General features: G+C 72.4%; 22 protein-coding genes. 5 read left to right on the top strand and 17 right to left on the bottom strand.

Going from position 1 to position 25,881, the window contains the following annotated elements; genetic code table 11:
* Positions 1-108: 108 nt before the first annotated feature.
* The 5 genes from ffh to nsdA all read right to left on the bottom strand — a co-directional run bounded on the left by ffh (position 109) and on the right by nsdA (position 7,741).
* Positions 109-1,662 carry a signal recognition particle protein gene (gene ffh / locus ACZ60W_RS13950; RefSeq protein WP_469755557.1) on the bottom strand — a complete coding sequence of 518 codons (1,554 nt, stop codon included), beginning with the start codon at positions 1,660-1,662 and terminating at the stop codon, positions 109-111.
* A 118-nt stretch (positions 1,663-1,780) separates the two neighbouring features.
* Positions 1,781-4,225 carry a [protein-PII] uridylyltransferase gene (locus ACZ60W_RS13955; protein ID WP_469755558.1) on the bottom strand — a complete coding sequence of 815 codons (2,445 nt, stop codon included), beginning with the start codon at positions 4,223-4,225 and terminating at the stop codon, positions 1,781-1,783.
* A gap of 21 nt (positions 4,226-4,246) precedes the next feature.
* The gene (locus ACZ60W_RS13960; RefSeq protein WP_004924863.1) at positions 4,247-4,585 is read right to left on the bottom strand and encodes a P-II family nitrogen regulator; all 339 of its coding nucleotides are present in this window, start codon (positions 4,583-4,585) and stop codon (positions 4,247-4,249) included.
* A complete protein-coding gene (locus tag ACZ60W_RS13965; RefSeq protein WP_469755559.1) occupies positions 4,582-5,931 on the bottom strand; it encodes an ammonium transporter in 1,350 nt (449 codons plus the stop codon). The genes ACZ60W_RS13960 and ACZ60W_RS13965 overlap by 4 nt, the downstream gene beginning before the upstream one ends.
* Before the next feature lie 334 nt (positions 5,932-6,265).
* Positions 6,266-7,741 carry a transcriptional repressor NsdA gene (gene nsdA, locus ACZ60W_RS13970; RefSeq protein ID WP_469755560.1) on the bottom strand — a complete coding sequence of 492 codons (1,476 nt, stop codon included), beginning with the start codon at positions 7,739-7,741 and terminating at the stop codon, positions 6,266-6,268.
* A 425-nt stretch (positions 7,742-8,166) separates the two neighbouring features.
* Between nsdA and ACZ60W_RS13975 the strand changes: the two genes are divergently transcribed.
* Positions 8,167-8,820 carry a bifunctional DNA primase/polymerase gene (locus ACZ60W_RS13975; protein WP_469755561.1) on the top strand — a complete coding sequence of 218 codons (654 nt, stop codon included), beginning with the start codon at positions 8,167-8,169 and terminating at the stop codon, positions 8,818-8,820.
* 90 nt (positions 8,821-8,910) lie between these two features.
* On the opposite strand, the gene ftsY is transcribed toward ACZ60W_RS13975, so the two are convergent.
* Complete coding sequence (ftsY, locus tag ACZ60W_RS13980) at positions 8,911-10,137, bottom strand: signal recognition particle-docking protein FtsY (protein WP_469755562.1); 1,227 nt, start codon at positions 10,135-10,137, stop codon at positions 8,911-8,913.
* Positions 10,138-10,222: 85 nt separating this feature from the next.
* Here ftsY and ACZ60W_RS13985 point away from each other — a divergent pair, with 85 nt between their 5' ends.
* Together ACZ60W_RS13985 and ACZ60W_RS13990 are read left to right on the top strand one after the other, a co-directional pair.
* A complete protein-coding gene (locus ACZ60W_RS13985; protein WP_469755563.1) occupies positions 10,223-11,677 on the top strand; it encodes a cytosine permease in 1,455 nt (484 codons plus the stop codon).
* 52 nt (positions 11,678-11,729) lie between these two features.
* A complete protein-coding gene (locus ACZ60W_RS13990; RefSeq protein WP_469755564.1) occupies positions 11,730-12,701 on the top strand; it encodes an LLM class flavin-dependent oxidoreductase in 972 nt (323 codons plus the stop codon).
* A 43-nt stretch (positions 12,702-12,744) separates the two neighbouring features.
* Here ACZ60W_RS13990 and ACZ60W_RS13995 read toward each other — a convergent pair whose 3' ends face one another.
* The 4 genes from ACZ60W_RS13995 to ACZ60W_RS14010 all read right to left on the bottom strand — a co-directional run bounded on the left by ACZ60W_RS13995 (position 12,745) and on the right by ACZ60W_RS14010 (position 19,018).
* Positions 12,745-14,178, bottom strand: coding sequence for a sugar porter family MFS transporter (locus tag ACZ60W_RS13995; RefSeq protein ID WP_469755565.1), 1,434 nt, complete (start codon positions 14,176-14,178; stop codon positions 12,745-12,747).
* A 181-nt stretch (positions 14,179-14,359) separates the two neighbouring features.
* On the bottom strand, positions 14,360-17,914 hold the full coding sequence (gene smc, locus ACZ60W_RS14000) for a chromosome segregation protein SMC (protein ID WP_469755566.1): 3,555 nt from the start codon (positions 17,912-17,914) through the stop codon (positions 14,360-14,362).
* 213 nt (positions 17,915-18,127) lie between these two features.
* Complete coding sequence (locus tag ACZ60W_RS14005; RefSeq protein ID WP_015036455.1) at positions 18,128-18,346, bottom strand: hypothetical protein; 219 nt, start codon at positions 18,344-18,346, stop codon at positions 18,128-18,130.
* A gap of 390 nt (positions 18,347-18,736) precedes the next feature.
* Complete coding sequence (locus ACZ60W_RS14010) at positions 18,737-19,018, bottom strand: acylphosphatase (RefSeq protein ID WP_469755567.1); 282 nt, start codon at positions 19,016-19,018, stop codon at positions 18,737-18,739.
* Positions 19,019-19,341: 323 nt separating this feature from the next.
* On the opposite strand from ACZ60W_RS14010, the gene ACZ60W_RS14015 reads away from it, so the two are divergent.
* Positions 19,342-20,286 (top strand): CAP domain-containing protein, encoded by a 945-nt coding sequence (locus tag ACZ60W_RS14015; protein WP_469755568.1) that lies wholly within the window; start codon positions 19,342-19,344, stop codon positions 20,284-20,286.
* Between the two features lie 77 nt (positions 20,287-20,363).
* Here the strand turns inward: ACZ60W_RS14015 and ACZ60W_RS14020 are convergent, their stop codons facing one another.
* Positions 20,364-20,948, bottom strand: coding sequence for a flavodoxin family protein (locus tag ACZ60W_RS14020; protein ID WP_469755569.1), 585 nt, complete (start codon positions 20,946-20,948; stop codon positions 20,364-20,366).
* Between the two features lie 123 nt (positions 20,949-21,071).
* Between ACZ60W_RS14020 and ACZ60W_RS14025 the strand changes: the two genes are divergently transcribed.
* On the top strand, positions 21,072-21,458 hold the full coding sequence (locus ACZ60W_RS14025) for a winged helix-turn-helix transcriptional regulator (protein WP_469755570.1): 387 nt from the start codon (positions 21,072-21,074) through the stop codon (positions 21,456-21,458).
* 38 nt (positions 21,459-21,496) lie between these two features.
* On the opposite strand, the gene mutM is transcribed toward ACZ60W_RS14025, so the two are convergent.
* The 6 genes from mutM to coaD all read right to left on the bottom strand — a co-directional run bounded on the left by mutM (position 21,497) and on the right by coaD (position 25,880).
* A complete protein-coding gene (gene mutM / locus ACZ60W_RS14030) occupies positions 21,497-22,357 on the bottom strand; it encodes a bifunctional DNA-formamidopyrimidine glycosylase/DNA-(apurinic or apyrimidinic site) lyase (RefSeq protein ID WP_469755571.1) in 861 nt (286 codons plus the stop codon).
* A gap of 114 nt (positions 22,358-22,471) precedes the next feature.
* Entirely contained in the window at positions 22,472-23,284 is an 813-nt protein-coding gene (gene rnc / locus ACZ60W_RS14035; protein WP_469755572.1) for a ribonuclease III, read from the bottom strand.
* Between the two features lie 20 nt (positions 23,285-23,304).
* Positions 23,305-23,478 carry a 50S ribosomal protein L32 gene (gene rpmF / locus ACZ60W_RS14040; protein WP_015036448.1) on the bottom strand — a complete coding sequence of 58 codons (174 nt, stop codon included), beginning with the start codon at positions 23,476-23,478 and terminating at the stop codon, positions 23,305-23,307.
* 2 nt (positions 23,479-23,480) lie between these two features.
* Positions 23,481-24,155: a YceD family protein gene (locus ACZ60W_RS14045; protein WP_469755642.1), complete on the bottom strand. Its 675-nt coding sequence runs from the start codon at positions 24,153-24,155 to the stop codon at positions 23,481-23,483.
* Between the two features lie 106 nt (positions 24,156-24,261).
* Positions 24,262-25,290, bottom strand: coding sequence for an ATP synthase F0 subunit B (locus tag ACZ60W_RS14050; RefSeq protein WP_469755573.1), 1,029 nt, complete (start codon positions 25,288-25,290; stop codon positions 24,262-24,264).
* A gap of 110 nt (positions 25,291-25,400) precedes the next feature.
* Positions 25,401-25,880, bottom strand: coding sequence for a pantetheine-phosphate adenylyltransferase (coaD, locus tag ACZ60W_RS14055; RefSeq protein ID WP_366308478.1), 480 nt, complete (start codon positions 25,878-25,880; stop codon positions 25,401-25,403).
* Position 25,881: the final 1 nt, after the last annotated feature.

Genomic DNA, 25,881 nt, shown 5'->3' on the forward strand with positions numbered 1-25,881 from the left:
GGGGGAGTGGAGCGGGGGATGGGGTGTGGGTGGAGGGGGGCGGCTCCCTTGCCCTTCCCCCCCCCCCCCCCCCCCCCCCCCCCCCGCGCTCACCGGCGCCGCGGACCGTCAGCCCATGAACTTCTTGAACTCCTCCGGGAGCTCGAAGTCCTTCGGCGTCTGGCCCGCCGCCGGGAGGCCGAACGCGCCGCCCGCCTGTGCCTGCTCGCGGCGCTCGGCGGCGGCCTGCTCCTCGGCCTTCCGCTTCATCGGGTTGCCGCTCTTGCGCTTGCCCTTGGCCTGCTTGACCTGCTTCTTCTGCCGGCCGGGGCCGCCGCCCATGCCCGGGATGCCGGGCATCCCCGGCATGCCGCCGCCCTGCGCCATGCGGGACATCATCTTGCGGGCCTCGAAGAACCGCTCGACCAGGCCCTTGACCGCGCTGACCTCGGCGCCCGAACCCCGGGCGATACGGGCCCGGCGCGAGCCGTTGATGATCGTCGGGTCCTGGCGCTCGGCCGGCGTCATCGACTTGATGATGGCGGCCATGCGGTCGACGTCCCGCTCGTCGATGCTGGCGATCTGCTCCTTCATCTGGCCCATGCCGGGCAGCATGCCGAGGAGCTTGGAGATGGAGCCCATCTTGCGGACCTGGTCCATCTGCGCCAGGAAGTCGTCGAGGGTGAAGTCCTGGCCCTTCTTCGACGCGAGCTTGGAGGCCATCTTGGCGGCCTCGGTCTCGTCGAAGGTCTGCTGGGCCTTCTCGATCAGGGAGAGCATGTCGCCCATGCCGAGGATGCGGGACGCCATGCGGTCCGGGTGGAACGCGTCGAAGTCGTCCAGCTTCTCGCCGTTGGAGGCGAACATGATCTGCTTGCCGGTGACGTGCGCGATGGAGAGCGCGGCACCACCGCGGGCGTCGCCGTCGAGCTTCGAGAGCACGACGCCGTCGAAGCCGACGCCGTCGCGGAAGGCCTCGGCCGTGTTGACGGCGTCCTGGCCGATCATCGCGTCGACGACGAAGAGGACCTCGTCGGGGCTGACGGCGTCGCGGATGTCCGCGGCCTGCTGCATCAGCTCCTGGTCGATGCCGAGGCGGCCGGCGGTGTCGACGATCACGACGTCGTACATCTTGGTCCGCGCGTGCTCGATCGAGTCCTTCGCGACCTGGACCGGGTCCCCGACGCCGTTGCCCGGCTGCGGGCCGTAGAAGGCGACGCCGGCGCGGTCGGCGACGACGGAGAGCTGCGTGACGGCGTTCGGGCGCTGGAGGTCGCAGGCGACGAGCAGCGGCGAGTGGCCCTGCGCCTTCAGCCACAGGCCGAGCTTTCCGGCGAGGGTGGTCTTGCCCGCGCCCTGGAGGCCGGCCAGCATGATCACGGTCGGCGCGGTCTTGGCGAACCTCAGGCGCCGGGTCTCGCCGCCGAGGATGGCGATGAGCTCGTCGTTGACGATCTTGATGACCTGCTGGGCCGGGTTCAGGGCCTGGGAGACCTCGGTGCCGGTGGCGCGCTCCTTGACCTGCTTGATGAAGGACCGGACGACCGGCAGGGCGACGTCGGCCTCGAGCAGCGCGATGCGGATCTCGCGGGCGGTGGCGTCGATGTCCGCCTCGGACAGACGGCCCTTGCCACGGAGGTTCTTGAAGGTCGCTGCAAGGCGGTCGGAGAGGGTATCGAACACGGCGGTCGCGGATCCTCGGTGTCGGGGGCGGTCGGATTGCCCTCCAGGGTATCCGGCCGCTCGAAGTGTGTGCCCCCTCCCGCCCGATCCGGCGGGAGGCGGCGGTCGGACCGGCGGTTCAGCGCAGCGCCGCCTCCAGGGCGCGGGCCAGGTCGACGGCCTCCTCGTCGGGGAGGAGGGAGCCGTCGGGGCGGGTGACGTACAGGGTGTCGACGGCGTTGGCGCCCAGGGTCGAGACGTGGGCGCTGCGCACGCGGACGGCGGCGCCCTCCAGGGCGCGGCCGATGCGGTGGAGGAGGCCGGGGGCGTCCTGGGCGCGGACCTCGATGACGGTGGCGAGGCGGGAGTCGGCCGCGGCGACGGTGACGCGTGGCGGCGGGGCGGTGAGGCCGCGCCGGCGCGGGTAGGCGGCGTCGCGCTCGGCCAGGCGGGCGGGGACGTCGAGGGAGCCGTCGAGGGCGCGGACGAGGTCGGCGCGGAGCCGGGCCGCCTCGGGGAGGGAGCCGTACTCGGCGGCGACGCGCCAGTCGAGGACGAGGACGGAGCCGGAGCCGAGGGCGGTGGGGAGTTCCACCGCCCGCAGGTCCGCGGCGCGGACGGTGAGCCGGTGGAGGGCGAGGACGCCGGCGACGGCGGGGAGGACGCCGGGCTGGTCGGGCAGGGCGATGAGGAGTTCGACGCCGACGGGCTCGGGCTCCTCGGGCTCGGCGGCGACCGGCTCGGTGCGCAGGGCGAGGACGGGTTCGCCGGTGCGGAGCGCCTCGACGGCGAGGCGTTCCTGGTCGGCGCTGGGCGCGGCGGCCTCGGGGTCGGGCGGGGTCTCGCCTGCGAGGACGCCCGCGACCCGTTTGACCAGGTCGGCGACGAGCGAGGCGCGCCATGAGGACCAGGCGGCGGGGCCGGTGGCGAGGGCGTCGGCCTCGGTGAGGGCGTGGAGGAGTTCGAGGGTGCCGAGGGTGCCGACGGCCTGGGCGACGGCCTGGACGGTGGCGGGGTCGTCGAGGTCGCGGCGGGTGGCGGTCTCGACGAGGAGGAGGTGGTGGCGGACGGCGGTGGCGATGACGTGGACGTCGGTGCGGTCGAAGCCGATGCGGGTGGCGAGGTCGCGGGCGATGGTCTCGCCGGCGACGGAGTGGTCGCCGGGCCAGCCCTTGCCGATGTCGTGGAGGAGGGCGGCGACGAGGAGGAGGTCGGGGCGGCCGACGCGGCGGGTGAGGGAGGCGGCGCGGACGGCGGTCTCGACGAGGTGGCGGTCGACGGTCCAGGTGTGGACGGGGTTGCGCTGGGGCCGGCAGCGGACGCGCTCCCAGTCGGGCAGGAGCCGGGTGACGAGGCCCTCGGCCTCCAGGGCTTCCCAGACGGACACGGTCGCCTCGCCGGCGCCGAGGAGGGTGACGAGTTCCTCGCGGGCCTCGGCGGGCCAGGGCACGGGGAGGGGTCGGGCCGTGGCGGCGAGGCGGCGGACGGCGTGCAGGGAGATCGGCAGGGCGGACTGGGCGGCCGCGGCGGCGGCCCGCAGGGGCAGCACGGGGTCGCGTTCGGGCCGGGCGCTGAGGGCGAGGACGGCCTCGCCGTCCATCTCGACGACGCCTTCGGCGAGCGGGGTGCGCTCGACGGGCGGTTTCCCGCCGGAGCGGCCGCCGAGGAGGGAGCGCAGCCGGGGGCGGGCGGAGCGGGCCTTGAGGACGCGGTGGACCTCGCGCCAGGTGACGTCGGCGGCGTACGAGATGGTCCGGGCGGCCTCGTACACCTCGCGGAGCAGGGTGTCGGCGTCGAGGAGGCCGAGTTCGGCGGCGACGGAGTCCTGTTCCTGGAGGGCGAGCCGGTCGGTGGCCCGCCCCGTGGCGAGGTGGAGGGCGTCGCGGGCGTCGAGGAGGCGGCGACGGGCGTCGTCGAGGCCCTCGCGGGGGGCGTCGGCGAGCCAGGAGGCGGCGACGGCGCGCAGGGCCTGTGCGTCGCGGAGGCCGCCGCGGGCCTCCTTGAGGTCGGGTTCGAGGAGGTACTGGAGCTCGCCGGCGCGTTCGGCGCGTTCCCGGCAGAGGGCGTCGAGCTCGGGGAGGCGCCGGGGGGCCTGGTTGCGCCAGTCGGCGAGGACGGTGGTGCGCAGGGCGGCGACGATCCCGGCGTCGCCGGCGACGGTCCGGGCGTCGAGGAGGCCGAGCTGGACCTTGAGGTCCTCGCCGGCGGTGGTGCGGGCCTCGGCGAGGGTGCGCACGGAGTGGTCCAGGGCGATGCCGAGGTCCCAGACGGGGTACCAGATCCGGTCGGCGAGGGCGGCGACGGCGGCCTTGTCGGCGGTGCCGTCGTGGAGCAGCAGCAGGTCGAGGTCGCTGCGGGGGGAGAGTTCGGCGCGGCCGTAGCCGCCGACGGCGACGAGGGCGACGCCGCGGGGCGGCCGGGCCGCGGCGAACAGGCCGGACAGCCAGTCGTCGGTGAGGCGGGCCAGGGCGGTACGGCGCGGCGGCCCGGACCGCTCCTTCTCGTGGAGAAGGAGCAGCCGGGCCGCCGCGTAACCGCCGGGTCCCGAATCTTCGGTCTCTGTACTCGCGTCGAGGCTCGTCACCCGGCGGCTCCTCACGTGTGCTTACAGTGCGTCCGGACCGCGTTCACCGGTGCGGACCCGTACGGCGGTCTCGACCGGCACGCTCCACACCTTGCCGTCTCCGATCTTGCCGGTCCGGGCGGCCTTGACGACGACGTCGATGAGCTGTTCGGCGTCGTCGTCCTCGACGAGGACCTCGATGCGGATCTTGGGGACGAGGTCGACGGTGTACTCGGCGCCCCGGTAGACCTCGGTGTGGCCGCGCTGGCGGCCGTAGCCGCTGGCCTCCGTGACGGTGAGCCCGTGGACGCCGAAGGCCTGGAGGGCCTCCTTGATCTCGTCGAGCCGGTGCGGCTTCACGACCGCGGTGATGAGCTTCATGCGTCCACCTTCTTGTTCTCCGTGACGGCCGGGGCGGGGGCCGCGGCGGTGGAGCGCGAGGACGCGCCGCCGCCGGCTCCGCTGAAGTCGTACGCGGTCTCGGCGTGCTCGACCTGGTCGATGCCGGAGACCTCGTCGTCCTCGGTGACCCGCATCCCCATCGTCCTGTCGATGATCAGGGCGAGTACCGCGGAGACGATCAGAGAGTAGGCCAGGACCGCGAAGACGCCGACCGCCTGCTTGCCGAGCTGCTCCAGGCCGCCGCCGTAGAAGAGGCCCTTGGCGTCGGACTGGACGCCGCCGGTGGCGAAGAAGCCGACGAGGAGGGAGCCGACGACACCGCCGACGAGGTGGACGCCGACGACGTCGAGGGAGTCGTCGTAGCCGAACTTGTACTTGAGGCCGACGGCCATGGCGCACAGGAGGCCGGCGACGGCGCCGACGGCGATCGCGCCGAGCGGGCTGACGGCACCGCCGGACGGGGTGATGGCGACGAGGCCGGCGACGGCGCCGGAGGCCGCGCCCAGGGTGGTGAAGGAGCCGTGGCGGATCTTCTCGTAGGCGAGCCAGGCGAGCATGGCGGCGGCGGTGGCGACCTGGGTGTTGACGAACATCACGGCGCCGACGCCGTCGTCGTTGCCGAGCCAGGAGCCGGCGTTGAAGCCGAACCAGCCGAACCAGAGGAGACCGGCGCCCAGCATGACCAGCGGGAGGCTGTGCGGGCGCATCGGGTCCTTCTTGAAGCCGACGCGCTTGCCGATGACGAGGATGACGCCGAGGGCGGCGGCGCCGGCGTTGATGTGGACGGCCGTGCCGCCGGCGAAGTCGATGACGCCCATCTCGAAGAGCCAGCCGCCGGAGCCCCAGACCCAGTGGGCGACGGGGAAGTAGACGACCGTCACCCAGAGGGTGATGAAGAGGGCCCAGGCGGTGAACTTGACGCGGTCGGCGAGGGCGCCGCTGATGAGCGCGGGGGTGATGATCGCGAACATCAGCTGGAAGACGGCGAAGACGTAGACCGGGATGGTGTAGCCGTCCCAGAGCTCGGTGATGCCGATGCCGCTGAGGCCGACGTACTCGGAGGACCAGCCGATGAGCGATCCGGAGTCGGTGCCGAAGGCGATGCTGAAGCCGTAGAGCACCCACAGGATCGTGACGATCCCGAGGCTGATGAAGCTCATCATCAGCATGTTGAGGGTGGACTTGACGCGGACCATGCCTCCGTAGAAGAAGGCCAGGGCCGGGGTCATCAGCATGACCAGGGCGGAGCAGATGAGCATGAACCCGGTGTTGGCGGCGGACAGCTCGGGGGCGTCTGCTGCCAGGGTCGTGATGGCTGGTGCCATCGGCGTCTCCTCGTCGTCGAATGCGGCCTGTGCGGGGCGGGGCCGGGGAGCGGCCGGCCGTGAGGGGCGTGGCCGGTTATGGGCCAGAGATTCGCGCAGCGCGGTTTCCGTCGATGCCGCTCGATGTTTCGGCCCAGTGACGAAGGAGTGGGGCGTGTTACGCGACCGTGAACGGCCGTGATCACGCGGTGGGGGTGCCGGTGCCCGTCCGCGTCCGTCGGCGGACGACGGACCGGCCGCGTCGGGCGTCCGTGTGACCTTGCGGCGGGGGAGCCGAGTCGGGCAGTACGGGACGTCCGGCGCGGCCGGCGTGGAGGGGGGCGCGGGGCCCGGGTCAGACCGCCTCGGCGGCCTCGGGGAGGAGCTGGGTGAGCCGGTCGGTGAGGTCGACGACCTCGGCGACGTCGCTGTAGGTGCGGGCGGCCTGGTCGACGGTCTTGCGGAGCCGGGTGTTGACCCGCTCGGACCGGATGCTGCGGGCGACCCCGAGGGCCTTCTCGGCGAGGACGACGGACTGCTCGGGCTCGCGCTGGAGGAGGTGGACGGTGGCCATGCCGATCAGGTTGAGCGCGTAGGACCGCTGGTGGTCGGGGTCCTTCTCGAAGAGCGCGACGGCCCGCTCCATGACGGGTTCGGCGAGCGAGGCGTAGGTCGGGGAGCGTCCGGCGACGTAGGCGAGGTCGCGGTAGGAGTGGGAGTTCTCGCCGTTGAGCTCGGCCTCGGAGAAGAAGCCGATCCAGTCGGGCTCGGGCTCGCCGTCGAGGCCGACGTCGGCGAAGGTGTCCTCGGCCATCCGCACGGCCCGCTTGCACTTGGAGGGCTGTCCCATGTTGGCGTAGGCGCGGGCCTCCATCGCATACAGCATCGCCTGGGTGCGCGCGGTGGCGCAGTCTCGACTGCCGTACTGGGCGAGGTGGATGAGTTCGAGGGCGTCGTCGGGCCGGCCGAGGTGGATCATCTGGCGGCTCATGGAGGACAGGATGTACGAGCCGAGGGGCTTGTCGCCGGCCTCCTTGGCGGCGTGCAGCGCGAGCACGAAGTACTTCTGGGCGGTGGGCTGGAGCCCGACGTCGTAGCTCATCCAGCCGGCGAGCTCGGCGAGTTCGGCGGCGCAGGTGAAGAGGCGCCGGGAGGTGGCGGCGGGCTGGGGCTCCTGGAGGAGGTCGGTGACCTCGTGGAGCTGGCCGACGACGGCCTTGCGGCGCAGTCCGCCGCCGCACTGGGCGTCCCACTTGCGGAACATGGCGGTGGTGGACTCCAGGAGGTCGAGTTCGACCTCGGAGAGCCGGTGGGGGCGGCGGGCGTCGGCGAGGGGGTCGGGCCGCTCGGCCTCGCCGACGGGGGTGGGCACCAGCCAGCGCTGCATCGGTTCGATGAGGGCGGGTCCCGCGGCGAGCGAGAGGGAGGAGCCGAGGAAGCCGCGGCGGGCGAGCATCAGGTCGCTGCGGGAGAACTCGCTGAGCAGGGCGACGGTCTGCGGGCCCGCCCAGGGCAGGTCGACGCCGGAGACGGAGGGCGACTGGTGGGCGGTGCGCAGGCCGAGGTCCTCGACGGCGACGACGGAGCCGAAGCGCTCGGAGAACAGCTCGGAGAGGATCCGCGGGATGGGTTCGCGGGGCTGCTCCCCGTCGAGCCAGCGCCGGACGCGCGAGGTGTCGGTGGAGATGTGGTGCGCGCCCATCTGGCGCGCACGGCGGTTCACCTGCCGCGCGAGTTCGCCCTTGGACCAGCCGCTGCGCACGAACCACGAGCCCAGCTGCTCGTTCGGGCGCTTGCCGGCAGTCGTACCGTCTGCGCCGTTGCCGCCCACTGGAACGCCCCCATCCACCTGAATGCCTGTCGTGCGAAGCCCTATCAGAATGCCGCGTCCGGCGGCCCCCGTCCGGCGTTCGCACTCCTTCGAACGGGAAACCGGGTTGCCCCCGGCATACCCGCCCGCGTGAGCGACCCCCGGGTTCGTGTACCGAAAGTAATCCTACGATCACCGCTCCACGAGGGCGATTCAAGAAACGCCACCATTCGCCACCCCTTCGAATGAACTCGCCGAGCGTGGAACGCGATTCACTTGACATGCGACGAACCGGAGTCGGCGCACGGTAGCGCGGAGAGGCGCACGCCACGGTCCGCACCACCCTTTTCGCGTCAGTGCGCCATCCTCGGCGACGGAACGTGACGAAGGGTGACGGCGATACTTCGGGTCGTAACCACCGGCAGGCTCGACCCGTTGGAGGGGGCATGGGTTTCACGATCGGCGGCATTCGTGAGATGCGGTCCGGCGTACGCCGCCGCGTACGCACCACGGAGTGCACTGCGGTGGCGGAGTACACGGGACTGTGGGGCTGGGACGTGGTCCCCGGGGCGCGGGCCGTCTCCGGCCAGTGCTCCTGCGGCGACCGGAGGTGCCGCGCCCCCGGCGCACACCCCCTCTCCTTCGCGGATCCGGTCCCGGCGGGCGCCGGTCTCGACGTCGCCACCAAGGCGTGGTCCGCGTACCCCGGCGCGGCGCTGCTGCTGCCGGTGGGCCGGGCCTTCGACGTGATCGAGGTCGCGGAGGCGGCGGGCCGGCGGGCGCTGGTGCGGCTGGAGCGCATGGGACTGCCGCTGGGTCCGGTGTGCGCGACGCCGACCGGGCGGGCGCGGTTCTTCGTGGCGCCGGGCGCGGCCGCCGAGCTGCCGCAGCTGCTCTACCGGATGGGCTGGGACGACGCCGGCCTGGACCTGCACTGTCTGGGGCCGGGCAGCCACATCACCGCTCCCCCGTCGGACCTGGGCGGGATGGGGCCGGTGCGCTGGCTGCGGCCGCCGACGCTGGACACGGCGGGAGCGCCGCCGCAGGCGCGGCTGCTGCTCGGCACGCTGGCGTACATCTGCCACCGGACGCACTTCTGATCCCCGTCCGGTTCCGCCGCCCGCTCCCCCGCGTACGGAAGGGCCCTCGCCACCGGGTGGCGAGGGCCCTTCCGTGTGCCGCGCGGGGTGTCAGTCGCCGATCAGGGCGTCGACGAAGGCGCCCGGCTCGAACGGGGCCAGGTCGTCGGGGCCCTCGCCCAGGCCGATCAGCTTGACCGGGACGCCCAGCTCGCGCTGGACGGCGACGACGATGCCGCCCTTGGCGGTGCCGTCGAGCTTGGTCAGCACGATGCCGGTGATGTCGACGACCTCGGCGAAGACGCGCGCCTGCACGAGGCCGTTCTGGCCGGTGGTCGCGTCGAGGACGAGGAGGATCTCGTCGAGCGGGCCGTGCTTCTCGACGACCCGCTTGACCTTGCCGAGCTCGTCCATGAGGCCGGTCTTGGTGTGGAGCCGGCCGGCGGTGTCGATGAGGACGACGTCGGCGCCCTCGGCGATGCCCTCCTTGACCGCGTCGAAGGCGATCGACGCCGGGTCGCCGCCCTCGGGGCCGCGCACGGTGCGGGCCCCGACGCGCTCGCCCCAGGTCTGGAGCTGGTCGGCGGCGGCGGCGCGGAAGGTGTCGGCGGCGCCGAGGACGACGGACTTGCCGTCGGCCACGAGGACCCGGGCCAGCTTGCCGGTGGTGGTGGTCTTGCCGGTGCCGTTGACGCCGACGACCATGACGACGCCCGGGACGTCCGCGGGGCTCTCGGTCTTCACCGTGCGGTCGAGTTCGGGACCGAGCAGGGCGACGAGCTCCTCGCGGAGCAGCCCCCGCAGCTCGTCGGGGGTGCGGGTGCCCAGCACCCTGACCCGCTCGCGGAGCCGGTCGACGAGCTCCTGGGTGGGGGCGACGCCGACGTCGGCGGTGAGGAGGGTCTCCTCGATCTCCTCCCAGGTGTCCTCGTCGAGGTGCTCGCGGGACAGGAGCGTCAGCAGCCCCTTGCCGAGCGAGTTCTGGGAGCGGGCGAGGCGGGCCCGCAGCCGTACGAGACGGCCGGCGGTGGGCTCCGGGACCTCGATCTCGGGGGCCTCGGGCTCGGCGACGACGGGGTCCTCGACGGCGGCCGGGGTCCCGGTGGCCTCCTCGGCCGAGGGGAGCCGGACCTCCTCGACCGTGCGGCGTGGTTCCTCCCGCGGCGTCTCCGCCTCCTCGCCGACGTGCGGTTCGGCGGGCGGAGCGGTGATGGTCGGCGTGGTGGACGGCGGCTCGGCCGGCGGCAGCTGCTTCTTCTTGCGGCCGCTGATCACGAGCCCGCCCGTCACGGCGACCGCGACGACCAGAGCGATGACTACAGCAAGGATGAGTTCCATAACCCGACCAGTATCGGCCACGAAGGGACCGGAGAAGCAGCACGTACGCTGGGTGGGTCCCCCCACATCTGTACGGAGTACCCCCATGCCCCACGCCTCCGAAGCCGAAGGCGCGACGCTCGACGGTGCCATGGAGACCCGCGGTCTCGAACCCGTCCCCGACGCCGAACGGACCGGCCGGGTCCGCGAGCTCTTCCCCACCTGGGTCGCCGCCAACATCAGCGTGCTGCTGCTCACGATGGGCGCCGGTCTGATCGTCTTCAACGGCCTGAACTTCTGGCAGGTGCTGGTGGTGGCGGTCGCCGCACCGGTCCTGTCGTACGGGATCGTGGGGGTGATCTCGCTCGCGGGCAAGCGCGGCGGGGCGCCGGGCATGGCGCTGTCCCGCGCCGTGTTCGGTCAGCGCGGGAACCTCTTCCCCGGCGCGCTGATCTGGGTGGCCCGCTGGGGCTGGGAGACGATCAACGCGGTGACCGGCGCGTACGCCGTGCTGACCGTGCTGGACCTGCTCTTCGGCGTGAAGTCGAACACGCTCCTCATCGTGGTGACGCTGCTGCTGTTCGTCACCTGCACCTTCCTGGTCTCGGGGCTCGGGATCCAGGCGCTGCGGGTGTGCAGCACGTGGTCCACGTACCTCTTCGGCGCCTTCTCGGTGCTCGTGCTGGCCTATCTGGTGGCGGACACCGACTGGTCGGCGGTCTTCGGGAAGCCGGCCGGTTCGACGGCGATGCTGATCGCGGGCATCGGCACGATCGCGGCGGGCGGCATCAGCTGGGTGCCCTCGGGTCCCGACTTCACCCGCTACCTGCCCCGGACGGCCTCCTCGCGCGCGGTGGTCGGCTCGACCGTCGGCGGCGCCGGGATCGTGGTCCTGCCGATGGTGCTGATGGGCGCGGTGATGGCGGTGTCCACGCCGGACCTGGCGTCGGCGCAGGACCCGGTCTCCTTCATCGGCGAGCTGCTGCCGATGTGGATCTCGGTGCCGTACCTGGTGATCGCCCTGATCGGGATGCTGCTGATCAACTCGATGTCGATGTACTCGGCCGGGTTCACGGCGCAGACCCTGGGGATCAGGGTGTCGCGGGCGGCGGCGGTCAGCGTGAACGCGGTGATCAGCCTGGTCTTCGGCTTCCTGCTGATGGTGGTGGCGACGAGCTTCATCGGCTCGTTCATCTCGTTCCTGACCCTGCTCGCGGTGGCGTTCTCGGCGTGGATCGGGGTCTTCGGCGTGGACATGCTGCGGCGGCGCGCGTACGACGCGGAGGCGCTGATGGACACGACCCGGACCAGCGCGTACTGGTACCGGGGCGGCTTCGCCTGGCAGGCGACGACCGCGTGGGCGGTGGCGCTGGCCGCGGGGCTGCTCTTCACCCGGGTCGACTGGTTCGCCGGGCCGCTGTCCGCCTCCTGGATCGGCGAGAACGGTCTGGGCTGGGCGGCGACGATCGTGGTCGCCGGGGTGCTGTACGCGGTGCTGCCGCGCACGCCGGAGAGGACCGCGCCGGTGCCCGCCGAGGTGCGCGAGACCGTTTCCATCTGACGCCGCGTCAGCTAACGTCCCCCTTCCGCGCACCCGCGAAGGGGGACTTCCCATGCCGTTCAGCGTCGTACGGTTCAACCTCGTCGATCCCCGCCCCACCCCGGACTCCCTCTCGGAGCGCTACCGGGCCGCGCTCGCCATGGCGGCGTACGCCGACGAGCACGGCGTCGACACCGTGCAGACCGAGGAGCACCACGGTGCCGAGAACAACTGGCTGCCCTCGCCCTTCGTCTTCGCCGGCGCCGTCTTCGGCGCCACGCGCCGGATCGCGGTCACGGTCTCGGCGATCATCGGCCCGCTGCACGACCCGCTCCGCCTCGCCGAGGACATCGCGGTGCTCGACCTGCTCGGCGGGGGCCGGCTGGTGACGGTGGCGGGGATCGGCTACCGCCCGGAGGAGTACGAGGAGCGCGGGGTCGACTGGGGGCGGCGGGGCCGGCTGCAGGACGAGCTCCTGGAGACCCTCCTCGCCGCCTGGACCGGCGAGCCGTTCACCTACCGGGGCCGCACGGTGCGGGTCACCCCCCGGCCCCTCACCCGGCCCCACCCGCTGCTGCTGGTCGGCGGCTCGTCGCGGGCGGCGGCCCGGCGGGCGGCCCGGCTGGGGCTGCCGCTCTTCCCGAGCGCGCACCTGCCGGAACTCGAGACGTACTACCGGGAGCGGTGCGCGGAGTACGGCACGGAGGGCTGGACGATGATGCCGGCCGAGGAGACCCCGCTGCTGCACGTGTCGGAGGACCCGGACCGGACCTGGGCGGAGTACGGGGAGCACTTCCTGCACGAGGCGCGGACCTACGCCTCGTGGCAGTCCAAGGACATCCGGTCGGCGGTGCGTTCGGCGGCGACGACCGTGGCGGAGCTGCGGGCTGAGGGGGTCTACCGGGTCGTCACGCCGGAGGAGTGCCGGTCGCTCGGCCTGGAGAGCCTCGTGCTGCATCCGCTGTGCGGCGGGATGCCGGTCGAGGAGGGGTGGCGGAGCCTGCGGCTGTTCTGCGACGACGTGCTGCCCCGGCTCGGGGCGTGAGCCTCGGCCGGGGCAGTCGTCGTGAGGAGCGGGGCAGCGGGGATCAGCCCATCTCCTCCAACGCCTTGCCCTTGGTCTCCTTGACGTACCGCAGTACGAAGGGGATCGAGAGCACGGCGAAGGCCGTGTAGATCATGTAGGTGCCGGAGAGGTTCCAGTCCGAGAGGGACGGGAAGCTGGCGGTGATGGCCCAGTTGGCGATCCACTGGGCGGAGGCGGCGACGCCCAGGGCCGCGGCGCGGATCCGGTTGGGGAACATCTCGCCGAGGAAGACCCAGACGACCACACCCCACGAGAGGGCGAAGAAGAGGACGAAGACGTGGGCGGCGACGAGCGCCACGACGCCCTGCGTCTCCGGGAGCTTGCCGTCGACGAGGTCGGCGGAGAAGGCCCACGCCTCCACGGCGAGGGCGATCGCCATGCCGACGGAGCCGACGAGGGCGAGCGGCTTGCGGCCGACCCGGTCGACCAGGACCATCGCGATCACGGTGCCGATGATGTTGATGATCGACGTGGTGAACGAGTAGAAGAACGAGCTCGACGGGTCGATGCCGACGGACTGCCAGAGCGTCGCGGAGTAGTAGAACGCGACGTTGATGCCGACGAGCTGCTGGAAGACGGAGAGGCCGATGCCGACCCAGACGATGGGCAGCAGCCGGTACCTGCTGCCCGCGACGAGCAGGTCCTTGAAAGTGGACTTGTGCTCGCTGCGCATGGCGCGGTCGATCTCGGCGACGCGCCGGTCGAGGTCGACGCCCTGGCCCTCGACCTCGGCCAGGACCTCCTTGGCGCGCTCGGTCTTCCCGACGGAGATGAGGAAGCGGGGGGACTCCGGGATCGCGAAGGACAGCATGCCGTAGAGGAGCGCGGGCACGACCATCACGCCGAGCATCCACTGCCAGGCCTCCAGGCCGCCGATCTCGCCGCGCTGGTCGCCGTCGGCGAGCTGGAGGATGCCGTAGTTGACCAGCTGGGAGATGGCGATGCCGATGACGATCGCGGCCTGCTGGAAGGAGCCGAGGCGGCCGCGGTAGGCCGGCGGGGCGACCTCGGCGATGTACGCGGGGCCGATGACGGAGGCCATGCCGATGGCGAAGCCGCCGATGATCCGCCAGAGCGCCAGGTCCCAGAGGGCGAAGGGCAGCGCGGAGCCGACGGCGCTGACGGCGAAGAGGACCGCGGAGATCTGCATGCAGCGGATGCGGCCGATCCGGTCGGCGATGCGGCCGGCGGTGGCGGCGCCGATGGCGCAGCCGATCAGGGCGATGGCGATGACCTGGGCGAGGGTGCCGGAGCCGATGTCGTAGCGGTCCCGGATCGCCTCGACGGCGCCGTTGATGACGGAGCTGTCGTATCCGAAGAGGAATCCGCCCATCGCGGCGGAGGCCGTGATGAAGATGACGTGGCCGAGGTGGTCCGGATGTGCGGTGCGGCCGCCGGAAGGCGGCGGTGTGGGCGCCTGCGCGGTATTGGACACATGGACTCCTCGATGGGGGGAAGCCCTTCCAGTGGCGCACAACTTCACGCCGCCCACCACGTGAAGGTAAAAGCAACGTTGCAGAGACTATGCCTTCAAGTTTCGAAGTCAAGAGGCAATGTCATGTGATTTAAAGAGGCTCTGAGGGGTAGACGTGTTCAACACTTGAACGCTTGAGGAGTCAGCGGAGCCGTTGGCTGATGACCTTCGAGACGCCGTCGCCCTGCATGGAGACGCCGTACAGCGCGTCCGCGACCTCCATCGTCCGCTTCTGGTGGGTGATCACGATCAGCTGCGAGGACTCCTGGAGCTCCTGCATGATCCGGATCAGCCGCTGGAGGTTGGTGTCGTCCAGCGCGGCCTCCACCTCGTCCATCACGTAGAACGGGCTGGGCCGCGCCTTGAAGATGGAGACGAGCAGCGCCACGGCCGTCAGCGACCGCTCGCCGCCCGAGAGCAGCGACAGCCGCTTGACCTTCTTGCCCGGCGGGCGGGCCTCCACGTCCACGCCGGTGGTGAGCATGTCGTCCGGATCGGTGAGGATCAGCCGGCCCTCGCCGCCGGGGAAGAGCCGTGAGAAGACGCCCTCGAACTCGCGGGCGGTGTCCCGGTACGCCTCCGTGAAGACCTGCTCGACGCGGACGTCGACCTCCTTCACGACCTGAAGCAGGTCGGTCCGGGTCTTCTTCAGGTCCTCCAGCTGCTCCGAGAGGAAGCGGTGCCGCTCCTCCAGGGCCGCGAACTCCTCCAGGGCCAGCGGATTGACCTTGCCGAGCTGGTGGTGGGCCCGCTCGGCGGCCCTGAGCCGCTTCTCCTGCTCCGAACGGACGAACGGCCGCGCCTCGGCCGCGTCCCCGGCGCCCTCCGCCCCCTCGCTCCCCTCCACGGCCGGCGACGGCGGGACCGGCTGGTCGGGGCCGTACTCGGCGACCAGGTCGGCCGCCTCCACCCCGAACTCCTCCAGCGCCTTCGCCTCCAGCTGCTCGATCCGCAGGCGCTTCTCGGCGCCGAGCACCTCGCCCCGGTGCACCGAGTCGGTCAGCTTGTCGAGCTCGGCCTTGAGGTCACGCGCCCGCGACCTGGCGGCCGTCAGCCCCTCCTCGCGGTCGGCCCGGGCGGCCTGGGCCGCCACCCGCTCCGTCTCGGCGCGCCCGAGCGAGACCTCGACGTGGGCCAGGAGCGCGCGGGCGCCCGCCGCGACCGCGCCCGCGACCCGCTCCTCGTGGCGCAGCCGCGCCCGGCGCTGCTCGGCACGCGCGCGTGCCTCGCGTTCGGCGCGGGCGGCCCGGTCCAGCGAGTCGGCCCGTCCGGCCAGGCCCTTGACCCGTTCCTCGTGGGTACGGACCTGGAGCCGGGCCTCCATCTCCGTCTGGCGCGCGTTGGAGCCGTCGATGGCGAGCCGGTCGCGGACGGAGGTGTCGGGCTCGTCCTCGCCGTCCGCGAAGGCGGTGGCCTCCTCGGCGACGAGCAGCCGTTCGGCCAGCTCCTCCGCGTCGGCGGTGGCCTTCTCCAGGGCCTCCTGGGCACGGGCGGCCGCGGCCGCGGTCCGCTCGGCCTCCCCCGCCGCTCCCCTGGCCTGGCCGGCGAGCCGGCCGAGCTGCTGCGCGACGGCCGACTTCTCGCGCTCGGCGGCGCGGCGGCGGCCGTCGAGCTCCTCCGCCAGCGCACCGGCGGTCCGGCGCCGCTCGTCTGCCTCGCGCTGTGCGGCGGCCAGCTCCTCGCAGCGGACGGTCAGTTCCTCCAGCTCGGCGGCGGCCTCGGCCACCGACGCCTGGACCTCCAGCATGCTGGGCGCCCCCGCGGAGCCGCCCTGCGCGAAGTGGGCGCCCAGCAGGTCGCCTTCGGCGGTGACGGCGGTGGCCCAGGGCTTCGCCCGGACCAGCTCGGCCGCCTCGTCGAGGTCCTCCACGACCACGATCCCGGCCAGCAACCGACGCACGGCGCCCTGGAGTTCGGCCGGACCTCGCACCAGGTCCGCGGCGAGGCGGAGGCCGTCGCCGTCCCCGGCGGGGGCGGGGTCGGGGGCTCCGGTCAGCACCAGGGAGGCGCGGCCCGCGTCCTGCTTGCGCAGCAGGCGCAACGCCTCGGCCGCCGCGGAGGGGCCGGTCGCGGCGACCGCGTCGGCCGCGGCGCCGAGGGCGGCGGCGACGGGGACCTCGTACCCCGGTGCGACGGTGAGGAGTTCGGCCGCGGGGCCGAGAAGTCCGGTGAGGCCGGCGGCGAGAAGGGCGCCCGTGCCGTCCTTGCGGCGCAGGCCGAGGGCGAGCGTCTCGTGCCGGGCGCGGGTCGCCGCTCGGCGGCGCTCGGCGGTTCCGGCGGCCTCGCGCGCGGCGCCCAGGTCGGCCTCCGCGTCGGCCAGTTCGCGGCGCGCCGCCTCGTACCGGGCGGCGTGCTCGGTGTCCTCGGCGTCGAGGCCGTCCACCTCGGCCCTGAGCTGTTCGTACTCCTCCTGGGCGGCGACCGCCCGGTCCCCCGCCTCGTCGCGGGCGGCGGCCAGCCGGTCGATCTCGGCCCGGGCGGAGGCGGCGCGCGAGCGGGCCGCGTTCACCTGGCCGTGGAGCCGGGCGAGGCCCTCGCGCCGGTCGGCGATGGCCCGGGCCAGGTCCTTGAGACGGCGCTCCTCCGCCGCGAGCGCCGCTTCCAGCTCGGCGCGGTGGGCGATGGTGTCCTCCAGGGCGCGTTCGGCCGCCTCCAGGGCCGCTTCGAGCTCCGCCTCCTGTTCGCGGATCCGGGCGGCCTCCCGCTCCAGGTCCTCGGGGTCGCGGCCGCGCCGCTCCTCGGCGGGGGCGGCGGTCGCGCTCTTCACGCGCGCGTCGGCCAGGGAGACCGTGCCGCGGACGCGCTCGGCGAGCTGTGAGAGGGCGTACCAGCTCTGCTGGGCGCGCTCCAGGCGGGGCACGAGGGCACGGGCCTGCGCCTCCAGGTCCGCCTCGCGGGCGAGGGCGGCCCGCAGCTCGGCCTCGGTCGCCTCCCGGCGCGCGAGGAGCGCGGCCTCGTCGGCGACCTCCGCCGTCAGCGCCCGCTGGAGGTGGACGAGGTCGTCGGCGAGGAGGCGCAGGCGGGCGTCGCGCAGGTCGGCCTGGATGACGACGGCCCGGCGGGCGACGGCGGCCTGCCGGCCGAGCGGCTTGAGCTGGCGGCGCAGTTCGTCGGTGAGGTCCTGCACGCGCGCGAGGTTGGCCTGCATCGCGTCCAGCTTCCGCAGCGCCTTCTCCTTGCGCTTGCGGTGCTTGAGGACTCCGGCGGCCTCCTCGATGAAGGCACGGCGGCCCATCGGGTCGGCGTGCAGCACCGAGTCGAGCTGCCCCTGGCCGACGATGACGTGCATCTCGCGCCCGATGCCGGAGTCGGAGAGCAGGTCCTGGAAGTCGAGCAGCCGGCAGGTGTCGCCGTTGATCTGGTACTCGCTGCTGCCGCCCCGGAACATGATCCGGGTGAGGGTGACCTCGGCGTAGTCGATGGGCAGCGCGCCGTCGGAGTTGTCGATGGTCAGGGAGACCTCGGCGCGGCCGAGCGGCGGGCGCCCGGTCGTGCCGGCGAAGATGACGTCCTCCATCTTGCCGCCGCGCAGCGACTTGGCGCCCTGCTCGCCCATGACCCAGGACAGCGCGTCCACCACGTTGGACTTGCCCGAACCGTTGGGACCCACGACGCACGTGATCCCTGGCTCGAACCGGAGGGTGGTGGCCGAGGCGAACGACTTGAATCCGCGGAGGGTCAGGGCCTTGAGGTGCACCCCGGGGACTCTACCGGGGCCTCCGCGTTTCACCCGCGAAGGTGCAGGGCAGATCCTCGGGTGAGAAGGGGTGGGACAAGGGGGAAACAACGGGTGAAAGAAAGAAGGGACGCCGAAGCGCCCCTTGCATGTCCGGCTGTACCGCGCCCGGCTGCGCCGAGTGCGGCTGTGCCGGCGGGAGTGTTTCCCACCTGGCCCTCAGGGGCTGGGCTGTCAGGTGAGCGCAGGCTCCGCCTGGGGTACGTCGAGGTCGATGCTGTTGAGCAGCGACTCTCCCTGGTGCTGAGCGGCGGCAGCCGCGAGCGAGTCGTTCTCGGACTGAATCCGTACCAGCTCGGATTCGAGGTCCTGGACGCGCTGCTGAAGCCGTCGCATCTCGGCGAGGAGTCGCGGGTCGGAGCCGCCGACGTAACCGAGAAGCGCCTTTGCCATGATGGATGGTCCTCCACAATGAGTGACCGACCGTAGCGGTGTGGGTCGTGAGGGATTCGCACCCGCGGTGCTCGGCAGTACTGCTTGTCGTGCCGGTTCCACTGCCAAACAGCTAAGGTGCGCGGGGATTCCAGAGTCTCACCAAAAAGTTTGACGGTCAACACGATCACGCCCCGTTCGAAGGGCCGACCGAGGAGTCCACGGCCGCTCAGAGGGCGGCGGGGCCTCGCAACTCGGTGCCTCGGGGCGTCGCGATCATCCTTACCCGGCAGCCTCGCACGGCGGGCGCGCATTGGCAACCACCAGGGGGTTTCCCCTTCGGGCGACGGTTACCGCCCGTCCGTCCGGTGCCCCTCTCGGTCACCGGACGGGGGTCGCGGCGCGTGACGGTCAGCGGATGGCGAAGCCCTCGTAACCGCCGCGCGGGGTGTCCCAGATCTCAGTGACACCGTCGACGCGTCCGGGTGTGTCGGACGAGTGCAGCCACTCCAGGAGACGGTGGCAATTCTCACGCGGCCCTTCCGCCACGACCTGCACACGGCCGTCGTCGAGGTTCAGGGCGAAGCCCACCATGCCGCCGATCTCCAAGGCGTTTGCCCTGGTGAACCAGCGGAAGCCCACTCCCTGTACCCGGCCGCGCACCCAGGCGGTCATCCGCACGTCGTCGTTCATGGCTGCACGCTAACGGGTGGATTCCCTGATGAGCACATCGCCCCCCGCGTCTCATGGCGTACAGTCCCGACCGAACAAGCCTCACCCGTTCGGGCGCGAGCCGTTCGACGAACGGTCCGCACCGGAGCCGAGAGCAAAGATCAGCAAAGGCCGGCAAACGCCTGGTCAGGGTGGTCGGGCTCGGCACGGACCACGGGGAACGACCGCCCGGCGGGCATCCGCCCGCCGCGTGCGCCCCGCCGAACACAGACTCGGCGCGCACCGGCCCGACGAGGACCGGATCGCCGAAGGACCGGCACGACCAGCACAGGAAGGCAGGGCAGATGGGACGCCACCGTCGCTCCGGCGCCGCACCCGCCGCAGAAGACTACGCGGCGGGTTCGGACCGCCTGCACCGGGGTGCCCGCCGCAAGCGGCGCGGCTCCCCCGTGCGCACCGGACTGCTCAGCGCCTCCGCGGCGGTCGCCGTCGGCGCCGTCGCCGTCGCCTCGGGCCTGCTGCCCGGCGGGGAGACCTTCACGATGGGCAGCGCCGGCTCCGGCGAGCGGCCGGTGCAGACCGCCCGGCAGGCGCCGGAGCTGACGACGCAGGGCGGGGCCACCCAGACCCCGGCCGGCGAGTCGTCCGGCAGCGGCACGGGGACGCCGGCGAGCGGCAAGGCCGCCGGCGCCGCGAAGAAGACGGCCTCCCCCTCGGCGAAGCCGTCCGCGAAGCCCACACCGAAGCCCACCCCGACCCGGACGACGGCTCCCCGCCCCACCGCGCCCCGGACCTCGGCCGCGCCCACCACGGAGGCACCCGCCCCGAAGGCGCCCGAGCCGAAGCCGACGCGGACCACCGAGGCCCCGGTGCCCACGGCGACGGCCAAGGCGGGCTCCACCGCCGACCGCGGGGACGCCGCCGAGGCGGAGGTCCTGCGCCTCGTCAACGTCCAGCGGGCCGTCGTGGGCTGCTCGCCGGTCCGCGCGGACGCCCGCCTGGCGGATCTCGCCGGGGACTTCAGCGCGGACATGGCCGCCCGCGGCTTCTTCGACCACACCGACCCGGACGGGGCCACCCCGTGGGTCCGCGCGGAGAAGGCCGGCATCTCGGGCATGGGCGGCGAGAACATCGCCCGCGGCCAGGCGGACGCCGCTGCGGTCATGGCCTCGTGGATGAACAGCGACGGTCACCGCGCCAACATCCTCAACTGCGACTTCACGGCCCTCGGCGTCGGCGTCCACTTCGGCGACGGCGGCCCCTGGTGGACGCAGGACTTCGGCTACTGATCCGCCCGGCCGCTCCGGGAGAAGTGCGGGAGGGCCCCGTCACCACCTGGTGACGGGGCCCTCTCGCGTGCGGACGGTCAGACGGCGGCGCGGCCGGCGACGAAGGTGCGCGCGGTCAGGGCGACGCGGCGGCCGAGGTGCTCGGCGGTGGCGACGTCGGCCTTGTGGACGCCCTCGGGGCCGAGGTCGTTGTGGGTCTGGGCGCCGGCGCCGGCGAAGAAGCCGAGGCGGTTGAGGTCGTTCTCGGACGCGTCGCTGGTGTTCCAGCCGGGCTTCAGACCGAGGTTCACCCAGGTCATGCCGTGCTGGCCGGCGAGGGTCTGGAAGAACTGCAGGGTGTGCAGCTTGTCGCCGCTCTTGGAGCCGGAGTTGGTGAAGCCGGCGGCGAGCTTGTCCAGCCAGGCGTCGGCGAACCAGCGCTTCGAGGTCTCCTCGGCGAACCGGTGGAAGGCGCCGGACGCGGTGCCCATGTAGGTCGGGGAGCCGAAGACGATCGCGTCGGAGCCGTCGAGCAGCTCCCACTGGGCGTCGGTGATCCCGTCGACGTCGATCAGGTGGACGGTGGCGCCCGTGTCCGCGGCACCGGCGCGGACGGCCTCGGCGAGGACGGCGGTGTGGCCGTAGCCGGAGTGGTAGGCGATGGAGACGACGGGGGTGGTCACAGGAGGCTCCTCGAATGGGGGCGGCGGGCTGTGTCCAGAAGTAGAGCACTAACTTTTGGAAAGCGCAACCTCAGGGATAGCGCATCTCTGGTGGTAAGCGCTGCACGGGAGTACGGTGGACGCATGACCGACGACCTCGCCTACGACGTGTTCGCGCGCGCCTGCCCCTCGCGCGGCACGCTGGAACACGTGACGGGCCGCTGGGGCAGCCTCACCCTGGGCGCCCTGCACGAGGGGACCTTCCGCTTCAACGAGCTGCGGCGCCGGGTCGACGGCGTGAGCGAGAAGATGCTGTCGCAGACCCTGCACGCGCTGGAGCGCGACGGTCTCGTGCACCGCGAGGCGCAGCCCACCAACCCGCCGCGGGTCGACTACCGGCTCACCCCGCTCGGCCGCGACGTCGCGGAACGGCTGATCGGCCTGATCGCCCTGGTCGAGGGCCGGATGCCCGAGGTCGAGGCGGCCCGGGAGAGCTACGACGCGCAGCGCGCGGCGCCCGTGACGGGCTGAGCCCGCCGGATTCCCGGCCCGGCTGCCGGAACCGAGCGTCAGACGGTCGCGCGCGGCGGACGCTGGCAGCGCGGGCAGAAGTAGCTGGAGCGGTTCATCCAGGGCCGCCTGCGTATCGGCGTACCGCAGCGACGGCACGGCTCGTCCTCACGGCCGTAGGCGTCGAGCGAGCGGTCGAAGTAGCCGGACTCGCCGTTGACGTTGACGTACAGGCTGTCGAAGCTGGTGCCGCCGACCGCGAGGGCCGCGTTCATCACGTCCCGGACGTGGCCGAGGAGTTCCGTGGAGCGTGGCCGGGTCAGGGTCGCCGTCGGCCGGTCGTAGTGCAGCCGGGACCGCCAGAGGGCCTCGTCGGCGTAGATGTTGCCGACGCCGCTGATCAGCGACTGGTCCAGGAGCGCCCGCTTGACCGTCGTGCGGCGCAGCCGCAGCGCGCGGTGGAAGGCGTCGTCGTCGAACTCCGGGTCCAGCGGGTCGCGGGCGATGTGCCCGATGACGTCGGGCAGCCCGTCGGGGGTCTGGTCGTGCAGCGAGAGCCCGCCGAAGGTGCGCTGGTCGACGAAGCGGAGCTCGGTGCCCGTGGCGTCGTCGAAGCGGATGCGGATCCGCAGGTGCTTCTCGTCGACGGCCGCCTCGGGCTGGACGAGCAGCTGTCCGCTCATGCCGAGGTGTCCGAGGACGGAGGTGCCGGTGCCGGCGAGCGGGAGCCAGAGGTACTTGCCGCGGCGCCGCGCCACCTCGAACCGCTGCCCCGTCAGCCGGGCCGCGAAGTCCGCTCCGCCCGCCGGATGGCGTCGTACGGCCCGGGGGTGGAGCACGTCGACCTCGGTCACGGTCCGCCCGGCGACCCAGCGCTCCAGACCGCGGCGTACGACCTCGACCTCGGGCAGCTCGGGCACGGGGACTCCTCGGACGTCGACGACAGCGCCTCAACCCTACCGGCGCGCGGACCCCGGAAAAGACGAGAACCCCGCCCTGGGGCGGGGTTCTCGGGAAGCGGTGGGACGGGGCCGTCAGGCCGACGCCCGGTGCGCGGCAGGAGAGGGGTCGGCGACCTCTCCCGTGCCCGCCTCGGCAGCGGCCTTCGCCGCCGCCGCGCGCTCGTCCGCCGCGGCGCGAATCTCGCGCCACGCCGACTCGGCGGCCTGCTGTTCCGCTTCCTTCTTGCTGCGGCCGGTGCCGGTGCCGTACGAGACACCACCGACGCGGGCGGCAGCAGTGAAGACCTTCTCGTGGTCCGGGCCCTCTTCGGAGACGAGGTACTCGGGCACGCCCAGGCCCTCGGCCGCGGTGAGCTCCTGGAGACTGGTCTTCCAGTCCAGGCCGGCACCGAGGTTCGAGGACTTCTCGATCAGCGGGTCGAAGAGCCGGTGCACCAGCTCGGACGCCGCTTCGAGGCCCTGGTCGAGATAGACCGCACCGATCACCGCTTCGAGGGTGTCGGCGAGGATGGACGCCTTGTCCCGGCCGCCCGTGCCCTCTTCGCCCCGGCCGAGCCGGATGAAGGAGCCGAGTTCGAGGCCGCGGCCGACCTCCGCCAGCGCACGAGAGTTGACCACCGCGGCCCGGAGTTTGGCCAGCTGGCCTTCCGGCAGGTCGGGGTGGGTGCGGTACAGCGTGTCGGTGACCACCAGGCCGAGCACGGAGTCCCCGAGGAACTCCAGCCGCTCGTTGGTGGGCAGACCGCCGTTCTCGTACGCGTACGAGCGGTGCGTCAGCGCACGCACCAGAAGGGCGGACTCGAGCCGATAGCCGAGCCGCCCTTCCAGAAGCGTGTGGGACGAGGCATGGTCCGTCTTGTCGTCCGTCTTGCGGGACTCAGACATTGCGCCTCTCACCAGCCCAATCAGACCGAGAGGACCTGGCGCTTGTTGTAGGTGCCGCAGCTCGGGCACGCGATGTGCTGCAGCTTCGGCTCCTGGCAACGCTCACACGAAACCAGGGTGGGGACCGCAGCCTTCCACTGCGACCGGCGGTGGCGCGTGTTGCTGCGCGACATCTTCCGCTTCGGAACAGCCACGGCTACTTCTCCTGCTTCTCGGCGGCGCTTCGGACGTCCCCGTCAGAGGCTTTGCCGCTCATGTTGTCCTTCTCATCGGTTCCCAGCGAACCGGCGAGTCCCTGCAGTGCCGCCCAACGAATGTCGACGGCGTCATGGTGGTGGTCCGGGTTCTCGTTCAGGTTGGTCCCGCATTCGGAACACAGACCCGCACAGTCCTCCCGGCACACCGGCTGCATCGGCAGTGCGAGCACCACCGCATCACGCAGCACGGGTTCGAGGTCGAACATGCCGTCCTCGAGGGGGATCATGTCCTCGTCGTCCTCGGCTTCGTCGTCCGCGGCCGCCTTGGAGCGGCCCCGGTCGTCGGAGTCGGGGTACGAGAACATCTCCTGGAAGTCCACGTCGAGATCGAGCTCGACGGGCTCCAGACACCTTACGCACTCCCCCTCGGCCGATGCACGGGCGGTGCCTGTGACAAGCACCCCTTCCATGACCGACTCAAGACGGAGATCGATGTCCACCGCAGCGCCCTCGGGCACTCCGATGACTCCTTCGACGCCGAGGAGGCCGGGGGCCTCCACCGAGCGGGAGATCCGCTGGAGGGCACCAGGACGCCGTCCCAGCTCGTGTGTGTCGAACACGAGGGGATTGCGGTGGTCGAGGCGCGTGCTCAGGGCTCTTCCTGCTTTCGGAATCGTTCTCGGCGTGGAGAGGCTGCCGAACGTGGGCAGCAAGGATCGCGGGCATACGCGCGACCGAAGAGCCAGGATACTGGACGCTTCGCCCAGGGCCCAATCGGGGCTAGTGCCCCTGTTCGTACCGGCGGAGCTGGTCGAGGTCGATCATGCCCGTGTCGAAGAAGCTGGTCTCGTCGAGGGCGGCCGGCTGCTGCTGGGGGGCCTGGGGGGCGTAGCCCTGCTGCTCGTAGCCGTACTGCCCCTGGTAGGCGTACGGGTCGTGCTGCTGCTGGTACGCGTAGGGGTCGGGCTGCTGGTAGCCGTAGGCCGGGTCCTGCACGGGCTGCTGCGGGTAGCCGTAGGGGTCGGGCTGCTGCTGCGGGATCTGCGCCTGCTGCGGGGCCTGGACCGGCGCCGGCTCGGGGTCGGCGAGTTCGGCGAGACCGGCCAGGTAGTCGGCGTCGCTGGTGTGCACCGTGCCCCCGAGGCCGTCCTGGGCCGCCATGTGCTCGCCGAGGTCGTCGGTGGCGATCCGGCCGTTCAGCTTCTGCCGGCCGCGGCCGACGGCCTCCAGGGTCTTGCTGAGCACCGCCTCGAACGCGCCGAGCTTGGCGTCCACGTACGCGTCGGCCCGCTGGATCAGGGTCTGCGGGTCGGCGCTGTACTCGGGGGCGTCCGGGTCGGCGTACCCGTCCTGGTCGAGGCCCGGGCCGCGGCCGAGGAGCTTCTCGCGGCCCCGGTCGACGGAGCCGATGGTCTTGTTGAGGACGACCTCGAAGTTGGCGAGCTTGGAGTCGACGTAGTCGTCGGCCTCGGCGCGGACCTCCTCGGCCTCGCGGCGGGCCTCACCGAGGATGCGGTCGGCCTCCTCCTGCGACTGCCGGGCGACCTGGGTGTCGGAGACGATCGAGCCGCGCTCGGCGTGGGCGGCCTCGATGATGCGGTCCGCCTCCTGGCGGGCCTGCTCGACCATCTGCTCACGGCCGCCGATCAGCTCCTGCGCCTGGGCGAGGGAGCCGGGCAGGGCCTCCCGCACCTCGTCGAGCAGGGCGAGCAGCTCGGCCCGGTTGACCACGCAGGATGCCGACATGGGCATGGAGCGGGCGCCCTGTACGGTCGCGACGATCTGGTCGAGCTTCTTCTGCACGTCCACCGGGTGCTCGCCACTCTCTACAGCTGGATGGAGACGGACGGGACGACTGTAAGGGCAGTCGGCTCCCGTCCGACACCAGGTGACGGAGCGTCAGCGGCGGTGGCCGCGCGTCACTTCGCGGTCAGCCGCTCGGTCAGCCGCCCGAGGACCGCCGGGGGGACCAGGTGGGAGACGTCGCCGCCCCAGGCCGCGACCTCCTTGACCAGCGAGCTGGAGAGGAAGCTGTAGGTCGGGTTGGTGGGGACGAACAGCGTCTCCACGCCCGTCAGCCCGATGTTCATCTGGGCCATCTGCAGCTCGTAGTCGAAGTCGCTGACCGCGCGCAGGCCCTTGACGATCGCGGGGATGTCGCGCTGCTTGCAGAAGTCGACGAGAAGGCCGTGGAAGGACTCCACCTCGACGTTGCCGAAGTCGGCGGTGACCTCGCGGATCAGCTCGATCCGCTCGTCGACCGTGAAGAGGCCCTTCTTCGACTGGTTGATCATCACCGCGACGTGTACGACGTCGTACAGCTTGGAGGCGCGGGCGATGATGTCGAGATGTCCGTTGGTGATGGGGTCGAACGACCCCGGACAGACGGCGCGGCGCAAC

Source organism: Streptomyces sp. NPDC104202 (assembly GCF_055584185.1).